At 73.1% G+C, this 14,937-nt stretch carries 11 protein-coding genes; 3 read left to right on the top strand and 8 right to left on the bottom strand.

Translation table 11 applies throughout. From position 1 onward, the window contains the following. The first annotated feature begins 44 nt into the window (after positions 1-44). Complete coding sequence (locus BMY61_RS24900; RefSeq protein WP_042460308.1) at positions 45-1,238, top strand: TetR/AcrR family transcriptional regulator; 1,194 nt, start codon at positions 45-47, stop codon at positions 1,236-1,238. A 61-nt stretch (positions 1,239-1,299) separates the two neighbouring features. Here the strand turns inward: BMY61_RS24900 and BMY61_RS24905 are convergent, their stop codons facing one another. The 5 genes from BMY61_RS24905 to BMY61_RS24925 all read right to left on the bottom strand — a co-directional run bounded on the left by BMY61_RS24905 (position 1,300) and on the right by BMY61_RS24925 (position 9,019). Then, on the bottom strand, positions 1,300-3,606 hold the full coding sequence (locus tag BMY61_RS24905) for a DEAD/DEAH box helicase (RefSeq protein WP_236656668.1): 2,307 nt from the start codon (positions 3,604-3,606) through the stop codon (positions 1,300-1,302). 137 nt (positions 3,607-3,743) lie between these two features. Continuing rightward, the gene (locus tag BMY61_RS24910) at positions 3,744-5,207 is read right to left on the bottom strand and encodes an arabinofuranosidase catalytic domain-containing protein (RefSeq protein ID WP_082015671.1); all 1,464 of its coding nucleotides are present in this window, start codon (positions 5,205-5,207) and stop codon (positions 3,744-3,746) included. Positions 5,208-5,410: 203 nt separating this feature from the next. Continuing rightward, a complete protein-coding gene (locus BMY61_RS24915; RefSeq protein WP_042460311.1) occupies positions 5,411-6,568 on the bottom strand; it encodes a serine hydrolase domain-containing protein in 1,158 nt (385 codons plus the stop codon). 152 nt (positions 6,569-6,720) lie between these two features. After that, a complete protein-coding gene (locus tag BMY61_RS24920; protein ID WP_052439531.1) occupies positions 6,721-7,317 on the bottom strand; it encodes a hypothetical protein in 597 nt (198 codons plus the stop codon). A gap of 163 nt (positions 7,318-7,480) precedes the next feature. Beyond that, positions 7,481-9,019: an MFS transporter gene (locus tag BMY61_RS24925; protein WP_052439532.1), complete on the bottom strand. Its 1,539-nt coding sequence runs from the start codon at positions 9,017-9,019 to the stop codon at positions 7,481-7,483. 153 nt (positions 9,020-9,172) lie between these two features. Here BMY61_RS24925 and BMY61_RS24930 point away from each other — a divergent pair, with 153 nt between their 5' ends. Next, positions 9,173-10,159, top strand: a complete 987-nt coding sequence (locus BMY61_RS24930; protein WP_042460314.1) for a sigma-70 family RNA polymerase sigma factor — start codon at positions 9,173-9,175, stop codon at positions 10,157-10,159. 1,041 nt (positions 10,160-11,200) lie between these two features. Continuing rightward, the gene (locus BMY61_RS24935; protein ID WP_042460317.1) at positions 11,201-11,566 is read left to right on the top strand and encodes a hypothetical protein; all 366 of its coding nucleotides are present in this window, start codon (positions 11,201-11,203) and stop codon (positions 11,564-11,566) included. A gap of 408 nt (positions 11,567-11,974) precedes the next feature. On the opposite strand, the gene BMY61_RS24940 is transcribed toward BMY61_RS24935, so the two are convergent. From BMY61_RS24940 to BMY61_RS24950, 3 genes are all read right to left on the bottom strand, one after another. Beyond that, positions 11,975-12,580 carry a hypothetical protein gene (locus BMY61_RS24940; protein WP_052439533.1) on the bottom strand — a complete coding sequence of 202 codons (606 nt, stop codon included), beginning with the start codon at positions 12,578-12,580 and terminating at the stop codon, positions 11,975-11,977. Between the two features lie 40 nt (positions 12,581-12,620). Then, on the bottom strand, positions 12,621-14,522 hold the full coding sequence (locus BMY61_RS24945; protein ID WP_177240387.1) for a zinc metalloprotease: 1,902 nt from the start codon (positions 14,520-14,522) through the stop codon (positions 12,621-12,623). Positions 14,523-14,676: 154 nt separating this feature from the next. Beyond that, positions 14,677-14,895: a hypothetical protein gene (locus BMY61_RS24950; protein ID WP_042455211.1), complete on the bottom strand. Its 219-nt coding sequence runs from the start codon at positions 14,893-14,895 to the stop codon at positions 14,677-14,679. Between the last annotated feature and the right edge of the window lie 42 nt (positions 14,896-14,937).

Raw genomic sequence — 14,937 nt, forward strand, 5'->3', positions numbered from 1 at the left:
ATCGGGGCGGCGCGGAGCGAAGCAGGAGGAGGCAGGAGGAGGCGGTGGACACAGGTACGACGGCGACGCCCGCGCGCGGCACGCGTCCGCGCAACCGGCGGGAGCTGATCCTCGCGGCGGCCCGGGAGCTGTTCTACCGCCGCGGCTACGCCAACGTCGCGATGAGCGACATCGCCGAGGCCGTGGCCATCGGCCCCTCCGCGCTGTACCGGCACTTCCGGGGCAAACAGGAGCTGCTCCACGCGGTCGTCGACGAGGCCGTCGACTCCTGCCTCGGCGGACTGTTCCACGCCCCGGCCGGGGACTTGGACGCCCTCGTCGGCTCCTTCGCCGCGTCCTCGCTGGGACGGCGCGAGCTCGGCGTGCTGTGGCAGCGCGAGGCGCGGCACCTGCCCGCCGAGCAGCACGCCGAGCTGGCGGGCAGGGTCCACGCCGCCCGCACGGTCCTGGTGGAGCAGCTCACCGCCCACCGGCCCGAGCTGGACCCGGCCCGAGCGGAGCTGCTCGCCTGGAGCGTCCTCGGCATCGCGGTCAGCATCGGCTACCAGCACGTGGAACTCCCGGGGCCGCAGTACCGGGCACTGCTCGCGACACTGATGCGGCGGATCGGGACGGCGGACCTGCCCGCCGTGGGCGACCGGCCGGTGGAGGGTCCGGCGGACGCACCCGCGCTGACGCACCGCTCGCGGCGGGAGAGCCTGCTGTCCGCGGCGACCGGGCTCTTCGCCCAGCGGGGCTACGCGGTGGTCAGCCTGGAGGAGACCGGCGCGGCGGTCGGCATCGCGGGGCCGAGCATCTACCACCACTTCGCCAGCAAGACCGAGATACTCGCGACCGCGCTCAACCGTAGCGCGGAGCGCCTCTACCTGGACGTGTCGGAGGTGCTCACCGCCTCCCCCGACGCGGCCGGCGCGCTGAGCCTGCTGGTGCGCCGCTATGCCGAGTTCGCGCTCGCGCACCGGCACCTGGTCGCGCTGATCGTCACCGAGACCGAGCACCTCCCCGAGGAGGAGCAGGCGCGGATACGCCAGGTCCAGCGCGACTACATCGAGGAGTGGCTGCACCTGCTGCGCACCGTCCACCCGACGATGCCCGCCGAGGAGGCACGCGTGCGGGTGCAGGCGGTGCTCACCGTCGTCAACGACGTCGCGCGCACGCCCCGCCTGCGCGGCAGGCCGGGCCTCGGCGCCGGCCTCCACCGCCTGGGCTGCGACCTCCTGGACGTGGAGACCTGCTGAGCGCACCCGGCAGGTCACCGCGTCACGCTGAGCGCACCCGGCAGGTCACCGCGTCACGGCGTCACGGCGTCACCGACGGCGCGGCCAGGCGCTCCTGCTCCTCCGCGATGATCTGCCGGGCGAGGCCGGTGTCGGCGACGTCGAGGGCCTCCGGGCTGACCTCGGCCGCGTCGCTGCGGCGGGCGTAGGCGTCGAAGAGCCGCTCCTTGCGGCCGAGGAGCGTCAGCATGCGCTGGTCCACGCTGTCCGGGGTGAGCAGGCGGTGGACGCGGACCCTGCGGGTCTGGCCCATGCGGTGGGCGCGGGCGACCGCCTGCTGCTCCAGCGCGGGCTTCAGCTGCGGCTCGCACAGGACGACCACGTTCGCCGCCTGCAGGTTCAGACCCACGCCTCCGGCCTGGATCTGGGACAGCAGCACCGCCGGACCGGCGTGGGCGGTGAAGTCGTCGACGGTCTCCTGGCGTGCGGCGGCGGCCGTACCGCCCGTGAGCGGCCCGAAGAGCCCGGGACCGGGAACGGGAGCAGGACCGGTGGCGGAGCGCGCGCAGACGCGGCTCTCGACAGCCTCCAGCACGTCGCGGTAGAAGGAGAAGATCAGCACCTTCTCCCCGGCCGCCCACGCCTCGCGCACGATCTCGTCGAGGCGGTCGAGCTTGGCCGACCGGTCCGCGGCCGCGTAGGCGGCCCGGCGCATGGCCTGGAAGTTGCCCGCGAGCACGGCGTCGCGGTAGGCGGCGGCGTCGGCGGCGCTGAACTCGGCCCACTCGTCGGTGTGGACGACCTCGGGGAGCTCGGTGAGCACGTCCTGCTGGTTGCGGCGCAGGTACGCGGGCGCGACCGCGCGCCGGAACGCGGCCGCGCCGGCCACCTGGTCGGTGTCGCGCAGGTGCGCCGCGAGCTCCGGCTGAAGGTAGGCCAGCAGGTTGCGGAACTCCCCGACGTGGTTCTCCATCACAGTGCCGGTCAGGAACAGGGCCCGCTCGCTGCGGTCGACCAGGGCCGCCACGTGCCGGGCCCGCCGGGCGGCCGGGTTCTTCACGTAGTGCGCCTCGTCCACCACCGTCATCGCCAGCGGCGGCAGCGGCAGCGGCAGCGGCAGCGGCAGCGCATCCTTGGGCCCCGCCGGGCCCGCCACATCGGCCGGGACCGCCGGATCCGGCAGGTCGGTCGGGTCCGGCGGGTCCGTGTCGAGGTGGCGCAGGCCCTCGAAGGTGGTGACCGCCACCCCGCCGCGCCGCTGCCACGTCTGCTGCGCGAGCTCGCGTTCCGGGCCGTGGAGGCGGAAGGCCGTCAGCGTGGAGCGGGCCTCGATCTCCCGCAACCAGTTGACCAGCACGCTCGCCGGACAGACCACCAGGAAGTGCCGCTCACCGGCCGCTGCCAGATGGGCCAGCGCGGCCACGGCCTGGATCGTCTTGCCCAGGCCCATTTCGTCCCCGAGCACCACCTTGCGCCGCGCCAGCGCGTAGCGGGCGCCGAAGGCCTGGTAGCCGCGCAGCGAGACGGTCAGGCCCGAAACGTCCAGGGGCTGGGCGCGGACCTGCTCGGCCAGCTCGTCGGGCAGGTGTCCCTCGGCCGACGCGGCGTCGACGGGGCCCGTCTCCGCGAGGCGGCCCAGGACGGTGTAGAACTCGACCGGCCGGCTGAGGAACTCCCACCAGGCCTGCTCCTCCGATCCTGGGAGGCGCAGCAGGTCGGTGAGCGCCTGGGCGAGGGCCTCCTCGGCGCCGCCGTCACGGGCGTCGGCGAGGGTCGCCTCCAGCGTGGTGAGCGCGTCACGCGCGGCGGTACGCCGCTGCCGTCCGGCGAACCACCAGGCGGTGCGCGACCGGGCGGGAGCCGCCGTGTCGAGCAGCGGCTCGAGCGCGGCGGCCAGCGTGGCAGCCCGCTCGCAGGCGGCGGGCAGCACGGGCCCCGCGTCGACGAACGGGTAGAGCCCGGTGACGAGTTCGGTCGCGGATCCGGTGCGGTGGTCGGGGTCGAGGCGCACGGCCGTGGCCTCACGCGCGGCGTCGGCCAGTGCGGCCGCCGCTGCCTTGGCCTGGGCTGCGGTCGCGCGCCCGATGCCCGGCACCCGCAGCAGGTCGTAGTCCTCGGCGCCGTGGACCGCAGCGACGGTCGCGAAGCCCGCCGCCTCCAGCATGCCGACACGCAGACGGCCCTCGGTCACCTCGTTCAGGCGGCCGACCGGGATGGCCGCGAGCGCCTCCGCCACCTGCTGCTCCCGCAGCCTCCCGGCGCTCCCCCGCACCCGCTCGACCGCGCCGCGCTCCTCGCCGAGTACCTGCCGCGCCGCGTCCAGCAACCGCTGCCCGCGCGCGAACACGACTCTGCGCTCACCGCCCTGCCCCACCTCGGCCTCCCTCACCGGCCGCACCGCCAGGAGAAGCCTGGGCCGGACCGGGGCCCCATCCTGCCAGGGCAAGGAAGGAGAGCGGGACGTGTGCGCGGACGTGAGCCCGCCCCGACCGGCGGGGCGGGCTCGCGTCGTCGTCCCTGCCTCGCCTATCCGAGGGTCCACTGCTGGTTGCTGCCGCCGTTGCAGGTCCACAGCTCGACCAGGGCCCCGTCGGCCGTGGAGGCGCCGGTGACGTCCAGGCACAGGCCGGACTGGACGCCGGTGACCGTGCCGTCGGCGTTCAGGTTCCACTGCTGGTTGGTCTGCCCGTTGCAGGTCCAGGTGATCACCTTGGTGCCCGCCTTGGTGCCCTGACCGCTGGCGTCCAGGCACAGCGTGGTGCCCGAGTCGGTGACGGTCAGTTGGCCGGCGGCGGTGTGCGTGAGGCTCTGGTTGGCCTGCCCGTTGCAGGTGAGGATCTGCGTCTGCACCCCGGGGGTGGTCGAGCCGTTCGGCACGTCCAGGCACTTGCCCGCGCCCACGGCGTGCAGGGCGCCGGTGCTGCTCCCGGCCGTGGTCGTGGCGTATCCGGCGGCGGTGACGTTCGCCTGGACGGAGTTCTCGGTGGCGTCGGCAGGGTAGCCGGAGGTCATCACGCCCTCGTAGAAGGTCCCGGCGGAGCTGTCGCTGTTGTCCCCACCGATGCCGAGGATGATGGCGCCCTCCTTGTGCATCGGGTTGTAGCCGGAGACGTTCGGCCGGGCGCCGCTGTAGGAGGTGGACAGGGCGCCCGACTGCGCGTTGCCGGAGCGGATCGCCCACTGGCCCGGCTCGCCCTTGACGACCGCGGTCAGGAAGCGGTCGTTCACGGTCGGGTCGTTGGCGTTGTAGCCGGCGTTGACGCCGGAGAACAGGCCGTTCTCCTGGTCCGCCATCACCCACGGTCCACTGCCGGTGCCGTAGCCCCAGACCTTGATGTTGCCGAAGTAGATGGCTTCCATGTGGCCGTTGCCGGTGTCGGTGTTGCTGGTCTCGGCGTTGCCGTAGTCGAAGCAGCAGCCGCCGTTGAAGTGGCTCCCGTCGAGGACCGCGTACATGCCCTCGGGCTGGTCGCCGGTGGCGATCCCGGAGGTGTTGTCGTCTCGGTAGCCGGTGCCGGGGGCGACGTAGACGCCGTAGGCCTCGTGGCCGCCGACGGTGACGGGCGCGGCGGTGGCGTTGGCGAGATTGTCCGGACCGCCCGCCGCGCCGCCCGCCGGGGCGTCGGTGAGGTTGTTGCCGTGGCCGGACTGGTCGTAGATCACGGTGATGACGCAGGTCGTGCCGGAGCAGAACGCGTCCTGTGCGGCGGCGTTCGCGTAGCCCCCGGCACTGAGCACGCCGATGTTGTCGGTGGCTCCGTCGGAGGCGCGTCGCACCTGGTAGAGCGATCCGTCGTAGGCGCCGTACAGGGCGCGGGTGGTGCTGTGCGCGGCCACGCACGGCGTGCCGCCCGCGGCGTAGAGGTCGCACGGGCCCTGGGTGGCGGCCTGCGCGTTGCCGGCCTGGGCGGCGGCCCCGACCGCAGCGCCGGCCAGGACCGCGAGGACCGCGCCGATGCGGACGAGCCTCGTTCGGATGGTGCCTGCCATGCCTTCTCCCAAGCTCTCGTCGAGTGCGGCTCATGGGATTGTTAGCGCTAACAATTTGCTCCGACACAGCGGCCGTTCTGCATCGGGGGTTCGAATCGGTGACGATGCCTGACAGTTGATGCACAGTCAAGAGTGTGCGCAGCAATCCGAGACGCCGCTCAGCACGACCACGGGGCCGGTACCGGCTCGGCGGGACTGCGGGTTCAGGTGTCGCCCCGCAGCAGCGCGCAGGTGAAGGCCTCTTCGACGGCGCGCAGTGTGGGGAAGACGGCCGGGGCGGTGCTCGGGGTGATCTGCGCGTTCACCGAGAACGTCATGGAGCGGCGGCCGTCCGGCGTGCCGACCGCGAGCTGGGTGTACCCCGGGGTGTTGCCGCTGTGGCCGTAGACCACGCCGCAGCGCGTGGTGTAGCGGAAGATCGCCAACCCGGCCTCGTTGCGGCCGGGCCCCGGCGGCTCGGAACTCCCGTCGACAAAGCTGAGCTGCTGCCGCCGCACCCACGGATCGACCAGCCGACCGCCGGCGTAGGCGCCGATGAACAGGCTGAGGTCCCTGGGGGTCGAGACGATGCCGCCCGAGGCCCAGACCCCGGAGTTGCCGAACTCCGTGCTGACGTCCTCCGGGCCGGTCCTGGCGGGGGCATAGCCGTGCAGGTAGGGCCGGGGCAGGGTGAAGCCGGAGGGGAGACTGGTCGCGTCGAGCCCGAGCGGGGCGTAGACGAGCCGCTCGAGGAGCGTCTCGTACCGCTCGTGGGTCGCCGCCTCGGCCATCAGGGCGACGGCGATGTTGTCGGAGTTCGAGTAGGCGTAGCGGGTGCCCGGGGTGAACTCCAACGGCTTGTCGGCGACGAAGTCCAGCAGGCGGCGGGAGTCGAACCGGTGGTGCGGATCGCTCCGCAGGATGTTCACGAACGCCGGAGACCGGCTGTAGTCGGGCAGTCCGCTGGTGTGCTGCAACAGTTGCCGCAGCGTCACCTTGCCCCAGCGCGCCGGGAGATGGGGCAGTCGCTGCGCGAGGGTGTCGTCGAGGCCCAGGTGCCCGCAACTGACGAGCGCGAGGGCCACCGCACCGCTGAACGTCTTCGCGACGCTCGCGACCCTCATGTGGTCGTCGATCCGCGGCGGCCGACCGGTCCGCACGTCGCCGTCACCGGCGCGCACGACGACCGTCCGCCCGTCGATTCTCAGCACGGCGATGGCTCCCGGAGGGCCGCCCGCCTGGCGCACCAGCGCATCCAGCAGCCGCTGCAGGCGTTGGTCCTTCCCCGGCCGCTCCGCCTGTGCGGGGACGGCCGCCGTCAGGGTGCAGCAGAGGGCGGTCAGCGCGGCGATCGCGGCGGACCGCCGACGGGCGAGCGGCATGGGACTCCTGCCTCGCGGCTCCCGGGAGAGCCGACGTCAGCACGGGCGGGCGAGCTTCGGCTGTCAACGTCACCAGCCGCGCGCCCGGCAAAACCTCCCTGCCGCCATGTCACCCGCCTGCGACGCCCGCCCACGGCCTCCACCTGACGGACCTACATGCCGTGATCCTGGCCGGTGCAGGCGTCGAAGTAGTGCGTGGTGCTGAAGTGCTGGCCCTTGCCGGGGAAGTACCACTCGATCGCCCGGTAGGCCGTCTTCCCGTGGCACGTGCCCAGGTCGAACGCGACGACCTTGGCACGCTCCTCGCTGCCCTGCGCCACGGACTGCCCCGGAGCGACGTACTCCGCGGTCCCCGTGCCGTCCGCACTCGACCCGCCCCACGACGACCACGTCAGGCCGGTCACGATGCCGGTGGGGTCTCCGCCGTTGTCCAGCCCGGAGGGCCGGGCCGTGCCGTAACCCCGCACGCCCGACGCCCACACGGCCCCCAGGACCGGCAGGGACGCAGGAGCGGCGGGGGCGGAGTGGGTCGGTACGGCCGGCACCGTCGGCGCGGCGGAGGAGCTGTCCCCCGTCCCGGTCCCGGGATCACCGGAGGGGGTGCTCCCCGAAGCGGACGGCGCGGTGCCGGCGGTGGTGGTCCCAGAGCCGGCCCCGGCGTCGGCGGCAGTCTGACTGCAGGCACCGAGCAGCAGCACGGCGGTGACCGCGGTGGCCGCGACGGTCGCACGGCGAGTGGCGGAGCGCATGAGGAATCCCCCGGGATTTCGCAGAGTTTGGGACGTGGTGAGCGATTCCCACCTGTCACTCGAACTCTAGCCAGCCACCCGACCTCGAAGTCCTCATGGCGGCCACAGGCTTGCAACAGCCGTGTGACAGCGGGGCGGGCCGGTCCCGGGACACCGAGCGGAGTCAGGCGGCGCCGTGACGCGCTCCGCCCTCCGGCGCGGGCGGGCTCGCCGACGAGGGCACGGACGGGGTCGCGGACGGCACGGCCGCCGGAGCCCGGACGACGTCGCCGCGCCGGACGAGCAGCAACGCGACCGGGACGGCGCCCAGGCAGACGATCCCGCAGACCCACAGCGCCTGGTGGAATCCGCCGGTGAGCGTGTCGGCGGGGGCGGCGCCGTGGCCGAGCAGGACTCCGGCGCGCGTGGCCGCGACAGTGGACGCGACCGCGATCCCGATCGCGCCCCCCAGCTGCTGTGAGGAGTCGATGAGCCCGGAGGCGACCCCCGCGTCGCGCTCGGCGACGCCGGCCAGCGCTCCGACCGAGACCGGGATGAACACCCAGGTGACGGCGCCCGTGAGGAGGAACGGGCCCGCGAGATCGCCCCAGAAGCCTCCGTGGACCGGCGCCCGGGTCGCCCACAGGATGCCGGCCCCGGTGAGGGTCAGCCCGACCGCCATCACCAGCCTCGCCGACGTGCGGGTGACCAGGACCTGCGCGGGTCCGGCCAGCACCACCCCGGTCAGACCGACCGCCAGCCAGGCCAGACCCGTCGTCATGGCGGAGTAGCGGAGCACCTGTTGCATGTAGAGCGTCCCGACGAAGATGTAGCCGTAGAAGCCCGCTCCGAGCAGGAAACCGACCGTGTTGGACCCGGTGAGGGTCTTCAGCCGGAACAACCGCAGCGGCAGCAGGGGTGCCTCCGCCCTGGCCTCGACGACCACGAACGCGACCAGCAGGGCCGCCGCGACCGCGAGCAGGGCCCAGGTCCGAACGGCCGTCCAGCCGACCGCCGGTGCCTGCGAGATGGCGTAGACCGTCAGGACCAGGGCGCCGGTCACGGTGACGGCACCGAGCGGGTCGTAGCGCCGGTGCGCGGCCGGTTGCCGGCTCTCCGGGACCACGCGTGGGGCGAGCAGCAGCGCGACACCGCCGATGGCGACGTTCAGATAGAAGATGTAGGGCCAGCCCGCGTAGCGGGTGAGCGCCCCGCCGGCCAGGACCCCGAAGGTCGCTCCGCTGGCCCCGACGGCGCCCCAGATGCCGAGCGCCTTGGTGCGTTCCGGGCCCTCGGGAAAGAGGTTCGTCACGATCGACAGGGCCGCGGGCAGCACCGCGGCGGCGCCCAGGCCCTGGACGCCGCGCACGACGATCAGGAGCGTGCCGCTCGTGGCCAGCGCGCAGGCGAGCGAGGCCGCCGTGAACACCGCCAGCCCGGCCATGAAGATCCGCCTGCGGCCGAGCAGGTCGGCTGCCCGGCCTCCGAGCAGCAGAAAGCCGCCGAATGTGATCGCGTACGCGGTCACCACCCACTGCAGGTCCGATTCGGCGAAACGCAACTGGACGCCGATCGTCGGGAGGGCGACGTTGACGATCAGCAGATCGACCGCCGTCATGAAGTACGCCACGGCGAGCAGCGAGAACGCCCGCCACCGGCGCACTCCGCCGGGTGCCGCAGGCGCCCGGCCGCGGACATCGTTCGTGGATCCCAGCGAGGTCATCTCTTCCTCCGGTCGTCGTCGGACACGTCCTCACCGGATGAAGCACCGGCCCGCGATCCGTTTCGCCGCCGCGTCCGCGACGAATCCGGGCCGCCGGCGGTGTTGCATTCTCAGGAGCGGTTGACCAGCAGCCGGGCGAAAGGACAGGACCCCATGACCGAGGCGACCCTCGCCCTCGCCCAGGCGGGCGACGGAGATGCCTTCCGCGAACTCGTCGCGCCCTACCGCCGCGAGTTGCAGGCGCACTGCTACCGGATCCTCGGATCCGTGCAGGACGCCGAGGACGTGCTTCAGGAGGCCCTGTTGGCCGCATGGCGTTCGATCGGCCGGTTCGACGGCCGGTCGCTGCGGGCGTGGCTGTACAAGATCGCCACCAACCGCTGCCTCAACTACCTGCGGGGCGAGTCCCGCCGCCCGCTCCCCGCCCACCTGCCCGATCACGGGGCGGGCCGGCCGGAGCAGGGCCGGCCCGACGATCCGTGGTGGCTCGAGCCCTACCCCGACGGCCTGGACGACCTGGCACCCGATCCCGAGGCCCGGTACGAGGTCCGCGAGTCGATCGCCCTGTCGTTCGTGGCGGGCCTGCAGCAGCTGCCGTCCCAGCAGCGTGCCGTGCTGGTCCTCCGTGACGTGCTCGGCTTCCCCGCGGCCGAGACCGCGGGCATCCTCGGCACCACCCCGGCCGCCGTCAACAGCGCCCTGATCCGGGCGCGCGCCGCGCTCCCGCCGGACCGGCACCCGCACGAGGTGCCGATGCCCAAGTCCCCGGCCGAGGCCGCCGTCGTCGACCGGTTCGTGAGCGCGTTCCAGCGCTTCGACCTCGAGGAACTGGTCGCCCTGCTGACCGACGACGCGAGGCTCACGATGCCGCCGGAGCCCACCGAGCACCGGGGCCCGGAGCCGATCGCCCGCTTCCTGATGCAGGTCCACCAGGGGCACGACGTCAAACTCCTGCCGGCCCGGGCCAACGGGCAGCCCGCCCTGGTCCTCTACCTGCCCGACCCCCACGCACCGATCTGGCGGGCCAACGGACTCATCGTCCTCACTCTCCGGGGGACGCGGATCCAGGCCCTCACCCGCTTCGCCGGCCCCGGCCTCCTCGCCCGCTTCGGCTACCCCCGGACCCTGCCGCGGGACTGAACGACGCCGAACCGACTCGGCGCACCCCCGGCATCATCCCGAGGGGCCACACGATGGTCTCGCCGCAGAAGCAGCGGAGGGTGGCGCCGCTGCCACCCAGATCCAACAGGATCCCCTCGACCTCGGCGCGAACCCGGTCCAGCGGAGCGCCCCCACTGACGACGATGGCCACGGCGGTCGCATCCCACACCGCCGCCACGGCACCGTCCCCGATGCGGATTTGGATGCACACAGGACCGATCCCCCTCGCCTTGGCGCGACGCCCCGCACCGGGAAGCCTCACGGGCGGCGCGTCGACGTTACCGCTTTCGCACCAATTGCGGCTGCAGCGAGGACCGCGACTCGTTTCAACGGAGCCGACCTTGGAGCATCGGGGCGAGGGGGGCGCACCACACCTGCCCCGACACGCCCCCTCATGGCCCCTTGCCCTCCCGGGCAGCCCCCGCCCAGCAAACGGATCTCCCCGACCGCCCCGCACCAAAGGCGCGAGCGGGGAGATCGGTCGTGGCGGGAGACCCGTGCGCCCCGCGAACCGGGCGATCCCAGGCAGCGCGCCTCGCCGGAAACGCGCCGGCCCTCCCGTGACAAGCAATTCGTCACACTGGGTGATGCACAGCTACTTGCCGTTGCCTTCGGAGCGGAGTAGCGTCCGTTCTCACTGGACGACATGTCCCATCTCTTCGGGCGCTGCGCGCGCTGCGCATGCGCCGCCACCGGGCCCCGAGCCCCGAGCCCCGACGTCTTCTTCCCACCGGCCTACCGGTCGGGGCACACCGCGGTTCGCGCGGGGGCGCTGGCCCATCCCGCTCCGACCGGCAGCGGCATCCGGGGGCCACCACCCGCGCCGAGCTCGGGACCTTCCGAGCCGGAGGGCAAGGAGCAGCCCTGGCGGTCGGCCCGCCGACGCCGGCCCAGCCCCCGGCGTCGCCACGACCGGCAGGCGTGCGCCCGAACCGGCGCGCCCCACCGACGCGCCTGCCCGCCGCACGAAGTTGTGTACCTGACACCGGATCAGCGGCCCGCTCACGCAACAATGGCGGCATGCCCACCGCCGAGCAGACCTGTCCGCAGCACCCGCCCGGACTGGCCGCCCTCCTGCAGGGCGTGCTCGCCAAGCACCCCCGGACGACCCCGCGGGACCTGGCCCAGCAGACCGGGATCCCCGCTGAGGTCATCTCGTCCTGGATCGCCGGCAGCGACTCCGGCGCGGGCGCGTCCTCCACCGACCTGCGGGCCCTGGCCGAAGCGCTCCCCGGCCCGCACACCGTCGCATGCATCCTGCGGGCAGCGGGACGGCGCACCCCCGCAGACCTGGCCACCGAACGCGAACAACGGCTTCTCGAGGCCTACCGCGCTCTGGACACCGACAAGCAGCGCCAACTCGTCCGCCTGGCACGCGCGATGTGACAGCCTCAGCGGCGACGCGGCGACGGCAGGTGAGGCGGGCCACCCGGGTACGGGGGGCGGGGTGCGGGGATCCAGGGGGCCGGACTGTCTTCGGTCTCGCGAGGAGCGGGCATCGTCCTGCGCACCAGGGCCGCAGCGGACTCCGGCTCCGCGCAGAGCTGTTCCAGTTGCTGCTCGAACCAGTTGTGGCGTGGGGCGCGCGACGCTTCGAGGACCTGCTCGGCCGCGTCGGGACCCCTGCGTCCCTGCCGCGGTGGCCTCCGCGGGCCAAGGCCTCTGAACAGCCGTGTCAGGAGAGCCCTCATGGTTCCCTTCCGAGGTGGTGCGTTGCCGGGATGCTGCTGGGTCGTTCCTGGCGGGCCGAGACGGCAGGAACGCCTGCCCGCCCGCCGTCATGGGCGCGAGGCGTCAGCCGCGCCCGAAGTAGCGGTAGACGGTCACCCTGGCCTGGTTCTGCGTCAGGGCAGGGACGCCGGGTCCTCTCGGCACCCTGGCTGCGGCAGCCCGCAGGACGACCGTGACCTGGGCGGCGAGTCCGTCGGCCTGCCGTCTGATCTCGATGTCCGGAGCCAGGGAGCGGCCGACTGCGTCCAGCTTGCGGTGGATGTCGGCCAGCGCCTGGCGGTCGGACGCGCGGAGCGTGAAGGGGCGGGGCGTGGAGACGATGAACTGGTAGGCCCCGAAGTAGGCCTGGCAACGGGGACGGTGGACGTGGTCGGCGCACCGGAGGCTCGAGGCGTTGAGGCGGATGTCCGTGCCGGCCATGGTCACGATCCGGAAGGAGAGGAAGACCGAACGGCACAGTGGGGAGGGCCGACCGTGGACGGAGTCGGGCGCGGCCCGGTTGTCGGAGGTGCGGGTGGCTTCGGCGGGGGTGACGACACCGAAGACGGCCTGTGTCTGGCCGGCACCGGCGAGGCTTGCGGGGCCGGCGGTCGGGAGCCGGGCGGCGACCAGGGCCGGCCGGGCGGGGCCGGGCACGTCGCTGCTCCTGGGGTGGCGGCCGGTCGACATGCGACTGTCTCCTTGATGGCGTGCGGTAGGGCGGTTGCTCTCACGGGGTGCGGCGGGCCCGTGGCGAGCGACGAGGGGTCTGGCTTCGTCCCGGGGTGGCCGGGGCGGGCGGGCTCGCCGCCCCGGTACCGGTCGAGGGCGTGGAGGAGGGTGTCCGCGCAGGAGTGGGCGAACCCGTGGGGCTCGGACCGCCCGGGCTCGACGTACCGGTGGGCAGTTGTGTCGGGCCGACCGACGGACCGGTGGTGGCGGCGGTGGCCGATGGGGTACCGGCCGGTCCGGGGTGGGTGCCGGACGGGGACGGAACGGCAAGGGAAGAGGCCGTTGCGGTGGGGGTGGGCGAGGCGGAGGGAGACGCCGTCTCGCTCGGCTTCGAGCCGGACGGCGCGACGGTCAGGGACGGATGGTGGTGAACCTTGGCACGGACCGAGTGCTTCGGCACGACCCGTACCACCGGGACGCCGGGTTGGAGGACGGGGACGATGGGAGGTTGGGGTGGCAGGGGTTTGGGGGTGAGGCCGACGACCCAGGCGCAGCACAGGCCGCCTGCGGCGACCAGCCCGAACGCGCACAGTGCGGCGCGCAGGCGGGGTCGTCCGGCGGTGGCCCGGCGGGCGGCGCGCAGCAGGCGGCCGGCCAGGCGGACGGAGAGGTAGGCCATGCCGGCCAGCGGGCAGACCAGCATCAGGCAGCCGAGCAGTCCCACCGTGCCGGAGGCGAACTGGCCGTGGGTGAACGCGTCCGCGGTGCCGGAGAGTTGCTCGGTCAGCGAGCGGATCCCGGTGGCGAGTATCCGGGGCAGGTTCCACAGGGCGTAGCCCAGGTCGCCCAGCAGCAGCGGCACCATCGTGCAGACCCAGGTGGTGACGATGACGCGGGCGGAACGCTTGAGGTCGGCGACCTCGGGCGGGGTGGGACGGCCCGGGACCATGCTGAGCACGATCGGGCGGATCTTGCCGTAGAGGTCGGGGATGCCGGCCAGGTCGCCGAGGATGTAGTAGCCGTCGAGGCGGACCGCCGGCATCAGCTGTTCGAGCACCTCGAAGTGGCCGAGGTAGACGGCGCTGAGGAAGAACGGCTGACCGGTCAGGAAGTAACAGCCGGTCAGCGCGAGCATGAAGACGACGTTGAAGTAGACCCCGCCGAGGTCGGTGCGGATCCGGCCGGCCCGGCCGATCCGGTAGACGTCGGTGACGTCGGTGTACATCGAGGGCCAGATCAGGAACAGGCCGCAGCCGATGCAGCCCGGTCTCGCGCCCCCGTAACGGCAGGCCGAGGCGTGCCCGAACTCGTGGAAGACCAGCGAGCCCACGGTCAGCGCGAAGACCACCAGCAGCAGCACGGGCTGGTCCAGCACGTGCAGCACCGGCGTCATCGCGCCGTAGTAGCCGAACAGCCACACGTCCATGGCGACCGCCGCGAACAGCACGGCCGCGACCACCGCGGGCCGGTGCAGCCAGGCCAGCGAACGCCCGATCCGGGCCACACGGCGCTCGTCGAACAGCACCCGGTGGCCCTTGAGGGCGAGCAGCAGGTCCGAACGCGGCGCGTCGACCTCGTCGTCCTCCTGGTCGTAGGGGACGCTGACGCCGAGCGGGATGAGCTTGTTCTCGATCAGGTAGGCGACGTTCTCCTCACTGACCTCACGCCCGAACAGGCCGCTGACCCGGTGCGAGATCCCCTCGGTGTCACGCTCCCCGTCGATCGCGCCCGCGACCAGGTGGAGCAGCCGGGACAACTGCACCACCTGACCGTCCCCACGGCGGGCGATGTACCGGGGCTCGTTGAACCCCGACCCCTGGTACTCGCCGTGCAGCCGCAACCCGGCCGAGAGCCGGGGTACGGGGAACACCGGACCTGGCAGGTGCGGCGGCTGCACGGGCGTGGCGAAGCCACCTGGACCGGGTACGACCGCGACCTCGGTCTCCACAGTGACTGTCATCTGCGCGTTTCCTCCCCCGTAGGCGCGGGCCGGCTCCTCCCCCGAGCCGACCCGCGCCGCGGTCGTTTCTGGTGCCCTGACTACTGCGTGGTGCAGGTGATGCGGGTAGTGCTGGTGATACGGGCAGTGCGGGTGGGGCAGGTGATGCCTGGAACTACTGGGAGATGACGATCGACTGGCTGGCCTCGGACTCGGCCGTGGCGCCGTTGGAGCCGACGTTCATCGCGGTGGAGTGGTTGTGGGCGTTGACGGTGGCGACGTGCTTGGTCACGTTGACCGTCTTGTGGAAGCTGAACTTCAGCCGGCCCAGCGCCTCGCGGCCCGGGAGCAGCTCGGCGGACTCGGCGTCGAGCTCGTGCATGTCCATGCTCATGGTGTTCTCCTTGGTGGTTGCTTGTGGCGGGTTGCGAGCGGG

This window comes from Streptacidiphilus jiangxiensis, from assembly GCF_900109465.1.
GTDB lineage: Bacteria > Actinomycetota > Actinomycetes > Streptomycetales > Streptomycetaceae > Streptacidiphilus > Streptacidiphilus jiangxiensis.